Source organism: Inquilinus sp. CA228 (assembly GCF_052078665.1).
Taxonomy (GTDB): domain Bacteria; phylum Pseudomonadota; class Alphaproteobacteria; order DSM-16000; family Inquilinaceae; genus Inquilinus.
On record NZ_JBQJIK010000010.1, the window covers coordinates 108,246 to 120,760 of the forward strand.

At 69.5% G+C, this 12,515-nt stretch carries 16 protein-coding genes; 6 read left to right on the forward strand and 10 right to left on the reverse strand.

Annotation, left to right across the window (positions count from 1 at the left end; genetic code table 11):
* Window position 1 precedes the first annotated feature (1 nt).
* Window positions 2-1,246, reverse strand: coding sequence for an MFS transporter (locus ACTOWL_RS06895; RefSeq protein WP_441320465.1), 1,245 nt, complete (start codon window positions 1,244-1,246; stop codon window positions 2-4).
* Between the two features lie 134 nt (window positions 1,247-1,380).
* Window positions 1,381-2,082 carry an orotate phosphoribosyltransferase gene (locus ACTOWL_RS06900; protein ID WP_138887575.1) on the reverse strand — a complete coding sequence of 234 codons (702 nt, stop codon included), beginning with the start codon at window positions 2,080-2,082 and terminating at the stop codon, window positions 1,381-1,383.
* Between the two features lie 115 nt (window positions 2,083-2,197).
* Between ACTOWL_RS06900 and pyrC the strand changes: the two genes are divergently transcribed.
* Together pyrC and ACTOWL_RS06910 are read left to right on the forward strand one after the other, a co-directional pair.
* Window positions 2,198-3,241 (forward strand): dihydroorotase, encoded by a 1,044-nt coding sequence (gene pyrC, locus ACTOWL_RS06905; protein ID WP_441320466.1) that lies wholly within the window; start codon window positions 2,198-2,200, stop codon window positions 3,239-3,241.
* 12 nt (window positions 3,242-3,253) lie between these two features.
* Window positions 3,254-3,625, forward strand: coding sequence for a hypothetical protein (locus ACTOWL_RS06910; protein WP_441320467.1), 372 nt, complete (start codon window positions 3,254-3,256; stop codon window positions 3,623-3,625).
* A gap of 21 nt (window positions 3,626-3,646) precedes the next feature.
* Here ACTOWL_RS06910 and ACTOWL_RS06915 read toward each other — a convergent pair whose 3' ends face one another.
* The 3 genes from ACTOWL_RS06915 to ACTOWL_RS06925 form a co-directional block, all read right to left on the reverse strand.
* The gene (locus ACTOWL_RS06915) at window positions 3,647-4,249 is read right to left on the reverse strand and encodes a DUF938 domain-containing protein (protein WP_441320468.1); all 603 of its coding nucleotides are present in this window, start codon (window positions 4,247-4,249) and stop codon (window positions 3,647-3,649) included.
* Between the two features lie 169 nt (window positions 4,250-4,418).
* On the reverse strand, window positions 4,419-4,907 hold the full coding sequence (locus tag ACTOWL_RS06920; protein ID WP_441320469.1) for a DUF4231 domain-containing protein: 489 nt from the start codon (window positions 4,905-4,907) through the stop codon (window positions 4,419-4,421).
* 124 nt (window positions 4,908-5,031) lie between these two features.
* A complete protein-coding gene (locus ACTOWL_RS06925; protein WP_441320470.1) occupies window positions 5,032-5,658 on the reverse strand; it encodes a LysE family translocator in 627 nt (208 codons plus the stop codon).
* Window positions 5,659-5,884: 226 nt separating this feature from the next.
* On the opposite strand from ACTOWL_RS06925, the gene ACTOWL_RS06930 reads away from it, so the two are divergent.
* Window positions 5,885-6,760: a hypothetical protein gene (locus tag ACTOWL_RS06930; protein WP_441320471.1), complete on the forward strand. Its 876-nt coding sequence runs from the start codon at window positions 5,885-5,887 to the stop codon at window positions 6,758-6,760.
* Between the two features lie 95 nt (window positions 6,761-6,855).
* Window positions 6,856-7,017 carry a hypothetical protein gene (locus ACTOWL_RS06935; RefSeq protein WP_441320472.1) on the forward strand — a complete coding sequence of 54 codons (162 nt, stop codon included), beginning with the start codon at window positions 6,856-6,858 and terminating at the stop codon, window positions 7,015-7,017.
* Here the strand turns inward: ACTOWL_RS06935 and ACTOWL_RS06940 are convergent.
* From ACTOWL_RS06940 to rnd, 4 genes are read right to left on the reverse strand one after another with little or no spacing between them, the layout of a single operon-like run.
* Window positions 7,014-7,655, reverse strand: a complete 642-nt coding sequence (locus tag ACTOWL_RS06940) for a glutathione S-transferase family protein (protein WP_441320473.1) — start codon at window positions 7,653-7,655, stop codon at window positions 7,014-7,016. The genes ACTOWL_RS06935 and ACTOWL_RS06940 overlap by 4 nt on opposite strands.
* Window positions 7,652-8,626: a M23 family metallopeptidase gene (locus ACTOWL_RS06945; RefSeq protein ID WP_441320474.1), complete on the reverse strand. Its 975-nt coding sequence runs from the start codon at window positions 8,624-8,626 to the stop codon at window positions 7,652-7,654. Before ACTOWL_RS06945 ends, ACTOWL_RS06940 begins: the two co-directional genes overlap by 4 nt.
* 53 nt (window positions 8,627-8,679) lie before the next feature.
* Window positions 8,680-9,660, reverse strand: a complete 981-nt coding sequence (locus tag ACTOWL_RS06950; RefSeq protein WP_441320475.1) for a M23 family metallopeptidase — start codon at window positions 9,658-9,660, stop codon at window positions 8,680-8,682.
* A gap of 13 nt (window positions 9,661-9,673) precedes the next feature.
* A complete protein-coding gene (gene rnd / locus ACTOWL_RS06955) occupies window positions 9,674-10,822 on the reverse strand; it encodes a ribonuclease D (RefSeq protein ID WP_441320476.1) in 1,149 nt (382 codons plus the stop codon).
* Window positions 10,823-11,008: 186 nt separating this feature from the next.
* Here rnd and ACTOWL_RS06960 point away from each other — a divergent pair, with 186 nt between their 5' ends.
* Window positions 11,009-11,395, forward strand: coding sequence for a hypothetical protein (locus tag ACTOWL_RS06960; protein ID WP_441320477.1), 387 nt, complete (start codon window positions 11,009-11,011; stop codon window positions 11,393-11,395).
* 37 nt (window positions 11,396-11,432) lie between these two features.
* Entirely contained in the window at window positions 11,433-11,882 is a 450-nt protein-coding gene (locus ACTOWL_RS06965; protein ID WP_441320478.1) for a hypothetical protein, read from the forward strand.
* 28 nt (window positions 11,883-11,910) lie between these two features.
* On the opposite strand, the gene nadC is transcribed toward ACTOWL_RS06965, so the two are convergent.
* Window positions 11,911-12,515, reverse strand: a 605-nt coding sequence (gene nadC, locus ACTOWL_RS06970) for a carboxylating nicotinate-nucleotide diphosphorylase (RefSeq protein WP_441320479.1), incomplete at its 5' end; no start/stop codon positions are given.

Consider the following 12,515-nt stretch of genomic DNA (forward strand, 5'->3'; position numbering starts at 1 on the left):
GCTATTCCCCGGCGGCGGGGCTGGAGGCGAGCTCGGATCTGAGCCGCGCCGCGCCGAAGGCGACGCCCCGCCGCTCCGGCCCGAAGGCGATCAAGAGCGCGATCACCACCGCCACCACGCCGGTCACCCAGGCCATGGCCAGGGCGTAGTCGTTGCCGTTGGTGACGGCGATATGGGTCTGCAGGGTCAGGTTGATCGCCGCCAGCAGGTTGCCGGTCTGGTAGACGAAGCCGGGGAAGGTGCCGCGCGCCTCCTCCGGCGACAGCTCGTTCAGATGGGCCGGGATCACGCCCCAGGCGCCCTGCACCGCGACCTGCATCAGGAAGGCGCCGGCGGCCAGCAGCACCGGGCCGGACGAGAAGGCCCAGAGCGGCAGGGCCGGCAGGGCCAGCAGCGCCGCGATCACGATCACCCGGCGCCGGCCGAAGCGCTCCGACAGCATGCCGCAGGCGATGCCGCCGATGATGGCGCCGATGTTGTAGACGATGGCGATCAGGCTGACCTCGTGCGGGCCCATGCCGTGCTGGACCTTGAGGAAGGTCGGGTAGATGTCCTGGGTGCCGTGGCTGAAGAAGTTGAAGGCGGTCATCAAGAGGATGGCGTAGATCCCGAGCCGCCAGTGCCGCCGCAGCGTGTCGCCCAGCGAGATGCCCTCGCGCGTCGTCCTGGTCTCGGTCCAGGACGGCGATTCCGGCACGCTGCGGCGGATGTACAGCACCAGCAGCGCCGGCAGCACGCCGATCATGAACATGCCGCGCCAGCCGATCGAATCGTAGAACAGGCCGTAGACGACCGAGGCCAGCAGGTAGCCGGTCGGGTAGCCGGCCTGCAGCAGGCCCGAGACGAAGCCGCGCGAGCGGACCGGCACCGTCTCCATGGTCAGCGAGGCGCCGACGCCCCATTCGCCGCCCATGGCGATGCCGTACAGCATGCGCAGGACCAGCAGCACGGTGAAGGTCGGGGCGAAGCCCGAGGCGAATTCCAGCAGCGAATAGGCCAGCACGTCGACCATCAGCGTCGGCCGGCGGCCGAAGCGGTCGGCGGCGCGGCCGAACAGGAAGGCGCCGAGCGGCCGCATCGCCAGGGTCAGCGTCACCAGCCAGGAGGTGGTCTCGGCGCCGGTGCCGAACTCCTGGCCGATGTCGGTCAGGATGAAGACGAGGAGGAAGAAGTCGAAGGCGTCGAGGGTCCAGCCGAGGAAGCTGGCGACGACGACGCTCCGCTGCTGGGCAGTCCATCCCTGCATGTCGGGCCTCTGAGCCATGGCAGCGCCGGGCCGCGCCCCTTCCCTTCGCCCCCGTCGCCTGGCGTCAGCTTCCCCCCGCTCCGGCGCCCGCGTCTCGCGCCGATCGGGCATGGCTCATGTGCCGGAACGGCCCCTCAGTCGGTCGGCATCTTGTCGATGCCGCCATGCGCGGCCGACCAGGAGACCGGGTCGTGCAGGAATTTCTCGACCTCGGCCAGCGTCTTCGGGTCGAAATGGTTGCCGGCCTTGCAGACCTCCAGCACGTCCCACCAGGTCGCCAGCCCGTGCAGCTCGACCCCGATCGATTCGAAGAACTTCGGCGTGTCCTTGAAGATGCCGTAGTTGAACACGACGAAGACATGCTCGACCACCGCGCCGGCGTCGCGCAGCGCCTGGCAGAACTTGGCCTTGCTGCGGCCGTCGGTGTTCAGATCCTCGACCAGCAGCACCCGCTGGCCCTCGGTCAGCACGCCCTCGATCTGGGCGTTGCGGCCGAAGCCCTTCGGTTTCTTGCGGACATACTGCATCGGCAGGGCCAGGCGGTCGGCGATCCAGGCGGCGTAGGAGATGCCGGCGGTCTCGCCGCCCGCCACCGCGTCGATCTTCTCGAAGCCGATCTCGCTCAGGATCACCGAGGTGGCGAAGTCCATCAGCACGCCGCGGATGCGGGGGAAGGAGATCAGCCGCCGCGTGTCGGTGTAGACCGGGCTGGCCCAGCCCGAGGTGAACTTGTAGGGCGTCTCGGCGTTGAAGCTGACCGCGCCGGCCTCGAGATAGGCCTGGGCGGTCAGGCGGGCGATGGTCTTGCGGTCGGGGAAGCTGGTCGAGAGGATCATGGCGCGCTCCGGCGGATTTGGGCTGTCTTAGGGCCGGGGCAGCCATCCGGCAAGCAGGCTTGCGGACGAAACCACGCACGGCCATGATCCGGCCGCCGCTGCAGGACGCCCCGCCATGACCGACCGCCTGACGATCCGCCGCCCCGACGACTGGCACCTGCATCTGCGCGACGGCGCCATGCTGCGCGCGGTGCTGCCGCACACGACGGCGCATTTCGCCCGCGCCATCATCATGCCGAACCTGACGCCGCCGGTGGTCACCACCACCGACGCCCGGGCCTATCGCGACCGCATCCTGGCGGCGCTGCCCGACGGCGCGCGCTTCACCCCGCTGATGACCGCCTACCTGACCGAGGGCACCGACCCCGACGACCTCGCCCGCGGCCACTCGGAGAGCGTGCTGACGGCGGTGAAGCTGTACCCGGCCGGCGCCACCACCAACTCGCATGGCGGGGTGCGCGACCTGGCCAAGGTCCGGCCGGTGCTGGAGCGGATGCAGGCGATCGGCCTGCCGCTCTTGGTGCATGGCGAGGTGGTCGATCCGGAGATCGACATCTTCGACCGCGAGGCGGTGTTCATCGAGCGCCACCTGCAGCCGATCCGCGCCGACTTCCCGGAGCTGCGCATCGTGGTCGAGCATGTCACCACCCAGGACGGGGTCGATTTCGTGCTGGCCCAGGGTGACGGCCTGGTCGGCGCCACGATCACGCCGCAGCACCTGGTGCTGAACCGCAACGACCTGCTGGTCGGGGGGGTGCGGCCGCACTATTACTGCCTGCCGGTGGTCAAGCGCGAGCGCCACCGCCTGGCGCTGCGGGCCGCGGCGACCTCGGGCGACCCGCGCTTCTTCCTCGGCACCGATTCCGCGCCGCATCCGGTGCACGCGAAGGAGACGGCCTGCGGCTGCGCCGGCGTGTTCAACGCCCGGGTCGCGGTCGCCTGCTACGCCCAGGTGTTCGAGGAGGAGGGGGCGCTGGACCGGTTCGAGGCCTTCGCCGCCCTGAACGGCCCGGCCTTCTACGGCCTGCCGGTGAACGAGGAGACCGTCACCCTGATGCGCGGCGCCGAGGATCTGCCGGAGCGGCTGCCGGTGCCGGACGGCGACGACGTCCACATCTTCCGCGGCAAGACCGTGCCGGGCTGGCGGGTGGAGGCGTAGCAGAGCCATCCCATGATTGACCCCGAGGCATTCCACGACGCGCCGATCGTCCGTCTCTCTTCGGAGGGCGATACGGTTCACATCGAGGTCGAGGAATTTGCGCTGTCCTCGGTGGAGATGTGCCCGCCATCGCGCATCTCGATCCGACATTGCCGGGAGATCCTGCGGGACGGCGTCCCGGTCTCGGAAATGACGGCGGAATCCGAAGACGGCGAGATCTACGGGATCGACCGGGATGCGGGCGGCGTCACGCTCTCGATCATCTGGTCCAGATACGAACCACATGCCGAGTGGAGCGTGACCTATAGGCTCGTCGGAGCCCGCCTGGACGTCACCACCCTATGGTCAACCGGGGAACCTTCCGTCCCCGAAGACATCGACTGACCCGGTCCTCCGAGGCGGCGGTCAGAGCCGGCGGAACACGACGCTCAGATTGTTCGCCGGCATTTCGGTGACGGCGGGGCCGGAGAAGCCCGCCGCAGCGGCGAGGGCGGCGACGGCCTCCAGCTCCCGCAACCCCCAGGCCGGGTCGCGCTGCCGCAGGTCGCGGTCGAAGGCCTCGTTGCTCGGCGCCGTGGGAACGCCGGCGCGGCGATACGGGCCGTAGAGATACAGCGGGCCGCCCGGCGGCAGGATGGCCACGGCGCCGCGCATCAGCCCCTCGGTCGCGGCCCAGGGCGAGATGTGGATCATGTTGATGCACAGCACCGCGTCGGCGGTCGAGACCGGCCAGGACGCTGCTGCGGCGTCGAGCGCCAGGGGCGGGCGCAGATTGGCCAGGCCGCTCTCCGCCGCCCAGGCCGCGATGCTGTGCCGGGCCTCCGGATTCGGATCGGATGGCTGGAACACCAGCCCCGGCAGCGCCCGCGCGAAGTGCAGGCTGTGCTCGCCGGAGCCGCTGGCGATCTCCAGCACCGTGCCGGTTCGGGGCAGCACGCCGCGCAGCACGGCGAGGATCGGGTCCCGGTTGCGCGCTGCCGCGGGCGCCTGCTGGCGGTGGTCGGTCATCATCCTCTCCGTCGCGTTTTGCCTACATCCCTGGTCGACGCGGCATCATCGTTTCCCCATGGCTAACCTGGTTGCGCGGCGCAGCATCGCGCCGGGCGAAGAGGGGCATGTCTCGCTCCAATGTCTCAACAGCCGGCCACACCCATCTCACTGTCGATGGTCGTTCACGCTATGGATTCCGCGGGCCTGACTTGCCGGTGGCGTCCTGGAACATCGCCTTCAGGTAGGAGTCTGCATCCGCTCTCAGGATCACAGCGAGCCGAGTCTGCCAGTCCGCGATGGAAGTCGCTGTTATGGTCGCCGATCGTGTGGTGGATCTACGTGCCCATTCAACTTCTCCTTGCAATTCTGTTAATCCAAACAGAGAGACCTGTGTGCTCATGAGCCGTTTTTGGTATGAAAAGAGGGACAATAGGCCAGTGGCCAGTGTTGTTAGGACGCCGATGATCGTTATGATCGTGGATATTGTCTCGGAACTATCTGCGTATCCTCCCATGGCTGTCGTTAATGCTCCAAACGTCAGAAGACATATTTGTAGGGAGTAATTTATCCGATAAAATCGTCTCCGGCTGTTTCTGTACGCTTTCCTGGCAAATCCGATATCCTCCGCCAGCAAATCAAGATCAAGCTTAAGATCGCTTCCATTGTCGTCGGGCATGTCAGTAAATCCTTTAAAAAGGAAATGCAATATTGTGAATACATTAGGTGTCGCAATGCCGAATTTAGTATCCTTTCGATGTTATTTGATCGGGGGGCTAAAGACAAACATGCTGCCCGATGTCTCAGCCCGCCGGCTTGCGCGCCGCGGCGAGCAGCAGGCCGAAGCCGATCATCAGGCCGCCGGAGATCCGGTTGAACCAGCGGAACGGCCGGGCGCTGCGGAAGTAGCGGCCGAGGCGGGCGCCGATCAGGGCATAGATCGTGATCGCCACCCCCTCCAGCACCAGGAAGCTGGCGCCGAGCAGGGTGAAGCTGGCGGCGTAATCCTGCGGCACCACGAATTGCGGGAAGAAGGCAGTGAAGATCAGGATCGCCTTCGGGTTGCCGGCCGCGACCCAGAATTCCTGCCGGACCAGCGCGCCGAACGGCTGGGGCGGCCCGGCCGCTTCCCGGTCCGGCGCCGGGGCGTCGGCCCGCAGCAGCTTGATGCCGAGCCAGATCAGATAGGCGGCGCCCAGCCATTTCACCACCGCGAAGGCCAGCTCCGAGGCGGTCAGCAGCGTGCCGAGGCCGAGCCCGGCGACGGCGATCATGATGGCGAAGGCGACCAGCCGGCCGGAGGCCGCGGCGACGGCGCGCAGCGTGCCGTCGCGGGCGCCGTTCGACAGCGACAGCAGGTTGTTCGGCCCGAACGCCATGTTCAGCGCGAAGCAGGCGGGCAGGAACAGCAGGTAGTCGTCGAGCGTCATGGTCCGGTCTCCGCCGGCACGGCCGGCCCGGGCAGCCTGCCAGAGATCGGGCGGCCGGGAAACCGCCGAGCAGAACGGAGCGCGGCGGTAGGATTCGGTTCCACCAATATTGCATTTTCCTAAAATTGGACTCGATAGTTTCGAGGTTCCGAACCGAATTCGTTGATCGAGGACAGAGATTACCGCCATACTCGGATCGAACCTTAAGGATTCGATGTGAGGTTTCGTGGCGATCTCTGTCTCCGGCATGGCGATGCGAGCCTATCTCGGCGGGGTCGAGCCGGTGCTGTTCCGGTTGCGCAAGGAGCAGCGCCTGCGCATCTGGGGGCTCGGCGCCGCCGACCTGCCGGAGGCCGGGCTGCGGCTGCAGACCGAGGGCTGCTCCGGCGGTCATCTCTGCCACCACATGGTGTCGGCGCATCGCGACTATCTGGCGAAATACACGCGGCGCGGGCCGGACGGCACCGCCCGGCTGTGGCAGGGCACGCCCTGCCTGCTCGACCTGACCCCCTTCGCCGACGCCGAGGCCTATGAGGCGGAGATCCGGAAGCACTCCTTCGGCTACATCCTGCGCGAGACGCGCAAGGCCGCGAAGGCGGGCTATCGCTGCCGGATCTTCGACCGCTTCGCCCAGGGCGACGACATGCGCGACATCGAGGGGTCGAAGCTGTTCCGCTCCGGCGGGCCGGTGCCGCAGGCCTTCGCCCAGCGCTTCGGCCGCGGCAGCGGCGTCAAGGGCGACCCGTGGCTCGACGCCCCATGCCCGGAGCATTGGGCGGTCGACTGGGGTGTGTTCATCGACGACGACGGGCGCGACCGGCTGGTCGGCACCATCGTGCTGCGCCGGATCGGCAACATCATCCGCATCGTCAGCTTCCTCGGCCATGCCGACCACCTGTCCTCAGGCGCGATGAAGCTGCTGTTCGTCGAGATCGCGCGCTGGCTGCTGCGCCGCGAGGACCCGCGGGTGCGGGGCGTGCGCTTCGTCCTCTACGGCGCGCTGGAGCAGGGCGGGCTGGGCCTGCTGCACTGGAAGCGCCGCCTGCTGGTCCGGCCCTTCGTCTTCGCCGATCCGGCCCCGGCCGGCGCCATCCGGGCCTGACGCCACGATTGTGGCAGACGGCGACGCCGGATCGGCCCGATAACGCCATTTTCCCCGGCTGAACTGTCCGTGATCGACATCACCGGGGGATGATCATGGACCAGGACGATTCGGCTGCGATGCGGCCGGGAACGGATGACGAAGCCGCGCGCCCGCCGGCGGGGCCGGCCAGCCGTTCGGCCGAGAACGAGGCGCGGATCGTCGCCCATCTGCGCGCGGTGCTGCTGGGCTGCGGCCGCTCGCCGGTCTGGGGCTAGCTGGATCCGAGCACCTCGGCGCTCGGCCGGGCGGCGATGCGGTCCCACCAGGCGGCCAGCTTCTCGTGCCGCGCCAGCAGGTCGCGGCCCTCCGGCGCCATCCGGAAATAGTCGAGGATCGGCGCCGCATGCAGGTCGGCGAGGCTGAGCGCGCCGCCCAGCAGCCAGGGGCCGTCGCCGAGGAAGCCCTCGAGCACGTCGAGGCACAGCCCGGCCCGGGGCAGGGCCGCGGCGATCAGGGCCTCGTCGCTCGGCCGGCCCGCCTTCGGCTTCGACACCCGCTCGACATAGATGTCCCAGACCAGCGGGCGGTAGGCGTAGCTGTCCAGCACGCCGATGATCTGCGTCATCCGGGCCCGGCCGCGGGCGTCGGCGGGCTGCAGCGCCGGCCCGGGAAAGGCCTCGTCGACATAGCGGGTGATCGCGGCGGTCTCGTACAGCGCGAAGCCGTCATGCTCGAAGGCGGGGATGCGGCCGAAGGGGTGCCGGCCGAGATGGCCCGGCGGCGGCCCTTCGGGCGCGAAGATGTCGACCTCGACCAGGTCGAACTCGACGCCCTTCTCCCGCAACGTCATCAGCGCGGTGCGGACATAGACGCTGTAGCGGGCGCCGTAGAGGATGGGTCTGGTGGTGGTCATGGAATCTCCATTCGCCGCTCTGCGTCGATCACCACGCCGCCCCCGCGTTCCAGCCGATAGCGACCGGTATAGAGGCCCGGAGCCCAGCCCCCCGCCGGCGGGCGCCGGCCGCTGAACGCCGACCAAAGATCCTTCGCGGCCGACAGGGCCGTCCGCTCCTGATGCACCGGTTTCCCGTCAGGCCCGGTGATGATGAAGGCCTGGATATCGCCGGTCTGCACGCCGAAGCTTTCGGCCCACAGCACCAGCGGTTCCCCACGGGCACCTCTGGTATCGATGTAGTCGCCGCGCCGAGCAGCCTCCCAGTCGGGCCGGCCGGCAGCGAAGCCGGCGATCAGCAGATCGGTCTGGATATAGGGCACGTTCGCGGCCCAGAGCGAATGGCCCGCCGTCCGGCAGCCCGAGCCGATCGGCAGGGCGGTGAACGGGTCGACCCAGGTCTCGCCTTTGCGGATGCTGAACTCCACGGCGGGGAACTCGGCCCTGCCGGACAGGCCGGTCAGACCCAGCAACTGGCCGGCCCGGACCGAATCGCCCGGCTTCACCCGGACGCTGCCCCGCCTCAGATGGGCGTAGCGCGTCTGCCAGCCGCCGCCATGGTCGATCATGACGCCGTTGCCGGCCTCACGCCCTATGACCGCATCGATCCCGCGCTGTTCGACCGAGATGTCGGGCTCGCCGTCGCGGACGCCGATCACGACGCCGTCGGCCGCGGCGAGCACGCTGACGCCGCGGCGCATGGCGGCGAGGTCGCGCAGGCGGATGTCGGTGCCGTTGTCGCCGTCATAGCCCAGGCTGTCGCAGCGAAAATTGGCGAAGCGCGGGCCGGGATCCGTGTCGACGTAGTTCTGGATGAAGCAGTCCCGGCTCAACGTGCAGGCCACCGGCCAGGCGAAGCGCGGCTCGGTGTCCTGCGCCGGGGCGGCGGCGGGCGCGACGAGAAGGACGAGCCCGAACAGACCGCACCGCATCGCCCGCCTCCCGAGCGAGAGCGTGACCATCCGGGCTCGCCAGTCCCTTGCGGTCACGGGATCTCCACCTTCCGCTCGGTGTCGATCACCAGGGCGTCGTAGCGCTGCAACTGGTAGCGGCCGGTATAGGTGCCGGGCGCCCAGCCTTCCGGCGGCGCGCGCCGGCCGCTGAAAGCGTCAAAGAGATTCTTCGATTCCGGCAGCACCGTGCGGGTCTGATGTACCGGCTTTCCGTCCGGGCCGATGATGGTGACGGTCTGGGTGTCGCCGGCCCGCACGCCGAAACTTTCGGCCCACATCACCAGCGGCGCGTTCCGGCCGCCCTTGATCTCGGCATAGTCGCCGCGCCGGGCGGCCTCCCAATCGGGCTGGCCGGCGGTGAAGCCCGCGATCAGCAGGGCGGTCTGGATGTAGGGCACGTCCGCGGCCCACAGCGGATGGCCGGCCGTCTCGCAGCCCGAGCCGATCGGCAGGGCGGTGAAGGGGTCGATGAAGGTTTCGCCCAGACCCTTCATCACGCTGAACTCGACATGCGGAAACTCGGTGAAGCCGGACAGGCCGATCTGGCCCAGCGGCTGGCCGGCCTTGACCGTGTCGCCCGGCTTCACCCGGACGCTGCCCTGCTTCATATGAGCGTAGCGGGTGAACCAGCCGCCGCCATGGTCGATGGTGACGCCGTTGCCGGCCTTCACGTCCTTGACCGCGTCGACGCCGCGCTCCTTGACCGAGATGTCGGGCTCGCCGTCGCGGATGCCGGCCACGGTGCCGTCGGCCGCCGCCAGGATGTCGACGCCCTTGCGCATGGCGGCGAGGTCGCGCAGCCGGATGTCGATGCCGTTGTCGCCGTCATAGCCCAGGCGGTCGCAGCGGAAATTGGCGAAGCGCGGCCCGGGGGCGGTGTCGACGTAGTTCTGGATGAAGCAGTCCTGCCCCAGGGTGCAGGCGGCCGGCCAGGCGAAGCGCGGCTCGGTCTCCTGCGCCGATGCTGCGGGCGCGACGAGAAGGACGAGTCCGATCAGGGCGCTCCGCAACATCCGATTTCTCCGTTTAGAGAGACACGACCCGGATCCGCCGGCCCTGCACCGCCAGGGCGATGCCGCCGCGCTTCAGCGCCAGCGCAGCCTCGCCGAACATCTCGCGGCGCCAACCGTGCAGCGCCGGCACCTGGGCGTCGTCGTCCATGGCGATGGCCTCGAGGTCGTCGCTGCCGGCGACCAGCTTCTGGGCCACGCCCTCATCCTCGCATTTCATCTTCAGCAGCACGCGCATCAGCTCGACCAGCGGCGCGATGCCGGGCGGGGTCGGCGGGCGCTGCGCCAGCTTCGGCGCCTGGTCGGGCGGCGTCGCCAGGCCGCGCTCGACCGCCGCGATCAGCCCTGTGCCCTGCCAGCCCTCGGCCATGTTGCGGCTCATGCCGCGGATCCGGGCCATCGAATCGAGGTCGCGCGGGGTGTGGGCCGCGATCTCCAGCAGGGCCTCGTCCTTCAGGATGCGGCCGCGCGGGATGTCGCGCTTCTGCGCCTCGCGCTCGCGCCAGGCCGCCACCTCGCGCAGGATCGCCAGGAACTTGGCCGAGGCGTTGCGCGGCTTCAGCCGCAGCCAGGCCTGGTCCGGCTCGGTGCGGTAGGTGCCGGGGTCGCACAGGATCGCCATCTCCTCGGCCAGCCAGGCCTCGCGGCCGGACTTGGTCAGCTGCTGCCGCAGCGCCTCATAGGCCGGGCGCAGATGAATCACGTCGGCCAGGGCGTAGTCGATCTGGCGCTCGGTCAGCGGCCGGTGCGACCAGTCGGTGAAGCGCGACGACTTGTCGATCCGGGCATTGGCCAGCTTGCCGACCAGGTTCTCATAGCTGACCGATTCGCCGAAGCCGCACACCATGGCCGCGACCTGGGTGTCGAACAGCGGCGTCGGCACCTGGCCGGTCAGGTGGTCGAAGATCTCCACATCCTGGCGGGCGGAGTGGAAGACCTTCAGCACCTTCTGGTTGTGCACCAGCGCGAACAGCGGCGCCAGGTCGATGCCCGGCGCGAGCGGGTCGATCGCCGCGGCCTCGTCCAGGCCGGCGATCTGCACCAGGCACAGCTTCGGCCAGAAGGTGTGCTCGCGCATGAACTCGGTGTCGATGGCGATGTAGTCGGCCGCTGCCATGCGGTCGCAGAAGGCGGCGAGCTCGGCGGTGGAGGTGATCAGAGTCATCCCCAGCGTTGTAGCGGATGAATCCCCCAGTTGCCGAGTGCTTTACGACAATCCGCCGAACGGAATGAAGCTGGCGGCGAATCCGGCTAGTCTCGACCGCGAACCGGGGTGGGGCCGGGGCGGGAACGATGCCATGCTTTCGCCATGGCCGTTCGGGAGCGTGGAGGCGACGGCAAGGAGGGCCGCATGAGACGATCCCTGGCATCCGCAGCGGCGGCCGCGATTCTCGCGGTGACGGCGCCCCTCGCCGGCGCGGCCGCGGAGGCGCCGCCCGGCCTGTTCCGGGTCGGCGACACCGGCGTGCGCTGCCTGAAGCAGCCCTGCCCGTGGCGCGGCGTGGTGCCGGTCGACGACGAGAGCGTCGCGGCCGGGACCGTCCCCCCGGCCTATGCCGGCGACGCGCCGCCGGTGATCGCGGCGCGGGCCGAGCAGTTGGAGCAGGTGCGGCGCGAGATCTGGCGCGCCTGGGCCGCGGGCGGCTGCCTCCTGATCCATGGCCGCTTCGAGCGCCGCGGCGCCGCGGCGATGCCGGTGCTGTCGGTCGACCGGGTCATCGGGCCGTGCAGCCGGTAGCTGTGGACCTGACGCCTGACTGCGGACGGAGGCGAGCTTGCCGAGAATCCTGAGAATCATCGCGGTCGTGGAAAGCCTCGCGGGCGTCTTCGTGCTGTTCGCGACCTGGTTCGGCTCGGAGAAAAGCTTCCTTCTGGGGTTCCTGCTCCTCCTCTCCGGGTTGATCACCGCCGCCCTGTTCGTGGCGCTTGCCGAGATCCTCGAGAATTCGGAGCGGACGCGGTCGGAGCTCGGTGCGTTGCGGGATGATCTGTGGCGCGAGCTCGAGAAGCTGCGGCAGGGTGGGCCGGCCTCGGGCCGACCGCCTTCACCGCCGCCGCCACGCCCATCGACATCGCCGATCCGGGAGTCGACCGATCCGGTCACCGGCCGGGCCACGTATCTGTACAACGGCTTGAGCTACGACAGCCGCCTCGCCGCCCTGGCGCAGCTCAGCGAGGACGAACGGCGCGGGCAGAGGCAGCCGAGGTCTTCTGCGTCCGACTGATCTCGGTCCGGCCGTTGTCGTCGGGACTTTACCCCTCCCAGTCCAGGCCGAGGTCGAGGATCGGGGCGCTGTGGGTGATCCAGCCGGCTGAGATCAGGTCGACGCCGGTGGCGGCGATCGCCGCCACCCTCTCGACGGTCACCCGGCCGGACGCTTCGGTCACCGCCCGGCCGTCGACCCGGCGCACCGCCTCGCGCAGCTGGTCCGGGGTCATGTTGTCGAGCAGCACGGCGTCGACGTCCTCGGCCAGCGCCTCGTCGAGCTGGGCCAGCGTGTCGACCTCGACCTCGATCCGGACCAGGTGGCCGACCGCGGCACGGGCCCGGGCGATCGCCGGCCGCACCCCGCCGGCCACGGCGATGTGGTTGTCCTTGATCAGCACCGCGTCGTCGAGGCCGAAGCGGTGGTTGACGCCGCCGCCGGCGCGGACGGCGTGCTTCTCCAGCGCGCGCAGGCCCGGCGTGGTCTTGCGGGTGCAGGCGATGCGCGCCTTGTGCGGCCGGGCCGCGGCGACCAGCGAGGCGGTGGCGGTGGCGACGCCGGACAGGCGGCACAGCAGGTTCAGCGCCACCCGCTCCGCCGCCAGGATCGGCCGGGCCGGGCCGTCGATCCGGATCACCGCGTCGCCCGGCG

Excerpts from the sequence above, each read along its gene's own strand:
- pyrC (WP_441320466.1), top strand. The coding sequence starts at position 2,198 with ATGACCGACCGCCTGACGATCCGCCGCCCCGACGACTGGCACCTGCAT.
- ACTOWL_RS06895 (WP_441320465.1), bottom strand. The coding sequence starts at position 1,246 with ATGCAGGGATGGACTGCCCAGCAGCGGAGCGTCGTCGTCGCCAGCTTC.
- ACTOWL_RS06910 (WP_441320467.1), top strand. The coding sequence starts at position 3,254 with ATGATTGACCCCGAGGCATTCCACGACGCGCCGATCGTCCGTCTCTCT.
- ACTOWL_RS06925 (WP_441320470.1), bottom strand. The coding sequence starts at position 5,658 with ATGACGCTCGACGACTACCTGCTGTTCCTGCCCGCCTGCTTCGCGCTG.
- rnd (WP_441320476.1), bottom strand. The coding sequence starts at position 10,822 with ATGACTCTGATCACCTCCACCGCCGAGCTCGCCGCCTTCTGCGACCGC.
- ACTOWL_RS06945 (WP_441320474.1), bottom strand. The coding sequence starts at position 8,626 with ATGCGGTGCGGTCTGTTCGGGCTCGTCCTTCTCGTCGCGCCCGCCGCC.
- ACTOWL_RS06900 (WP_138887575.1), bottom strand. The coding sequence starts at position 2,082 with ATGATCCTCTCGACCAGCTTCCCCGACCGCAAGACCATCGCCCGCCTG.
- ACTOWL_RS06935 (WP_441320472.1), top strand. The coding sequence starts at position 6,856 with ATGGACCAGGACGATTCGGCTGCGATGCGGCCGGGAACGGATGACGAA.
- ACTOWL_RS06940 (WP_441320473.1), bottom strand. The coding sequence starts at position 7,655 with ATGACCACCACCAGACCCATCCTCTACGGCGCCCGCTACAGCGTCTAT.
- ACTOWL_RS06960 (WP_441320477.1), top strand. The coding sequence starts at position 11,009 with ATGAGACGATCCCTGGCATCCGCAGCGGCGGCCGCGATTCTCGCGGTG.
- ACTOWL_RS06950 (WP_441320475.1), bottom strand. The coding sequence starts at position 9,660 with ATGTTGCGGAGCGCCCTGATCGGACTCGTCCTTCTCGTCGCGCCCGCA.
- ACTOWL_RS06920 (WP_441320469.1), bottom strand. The coding sequence starts at position 4,907 with ATGCCCGACGACAATGGAAGCGATCTTAAGCTTGATCTTGATTTGCTG.
- ACTOWL_RS06915 (WP_441320468.1), bottom strand. The coding sequence starts at position 4,249 with ATGACCGACCACCGCCAGCAGGCGCCCGCGGCAGCGCGCAACCGGGAC.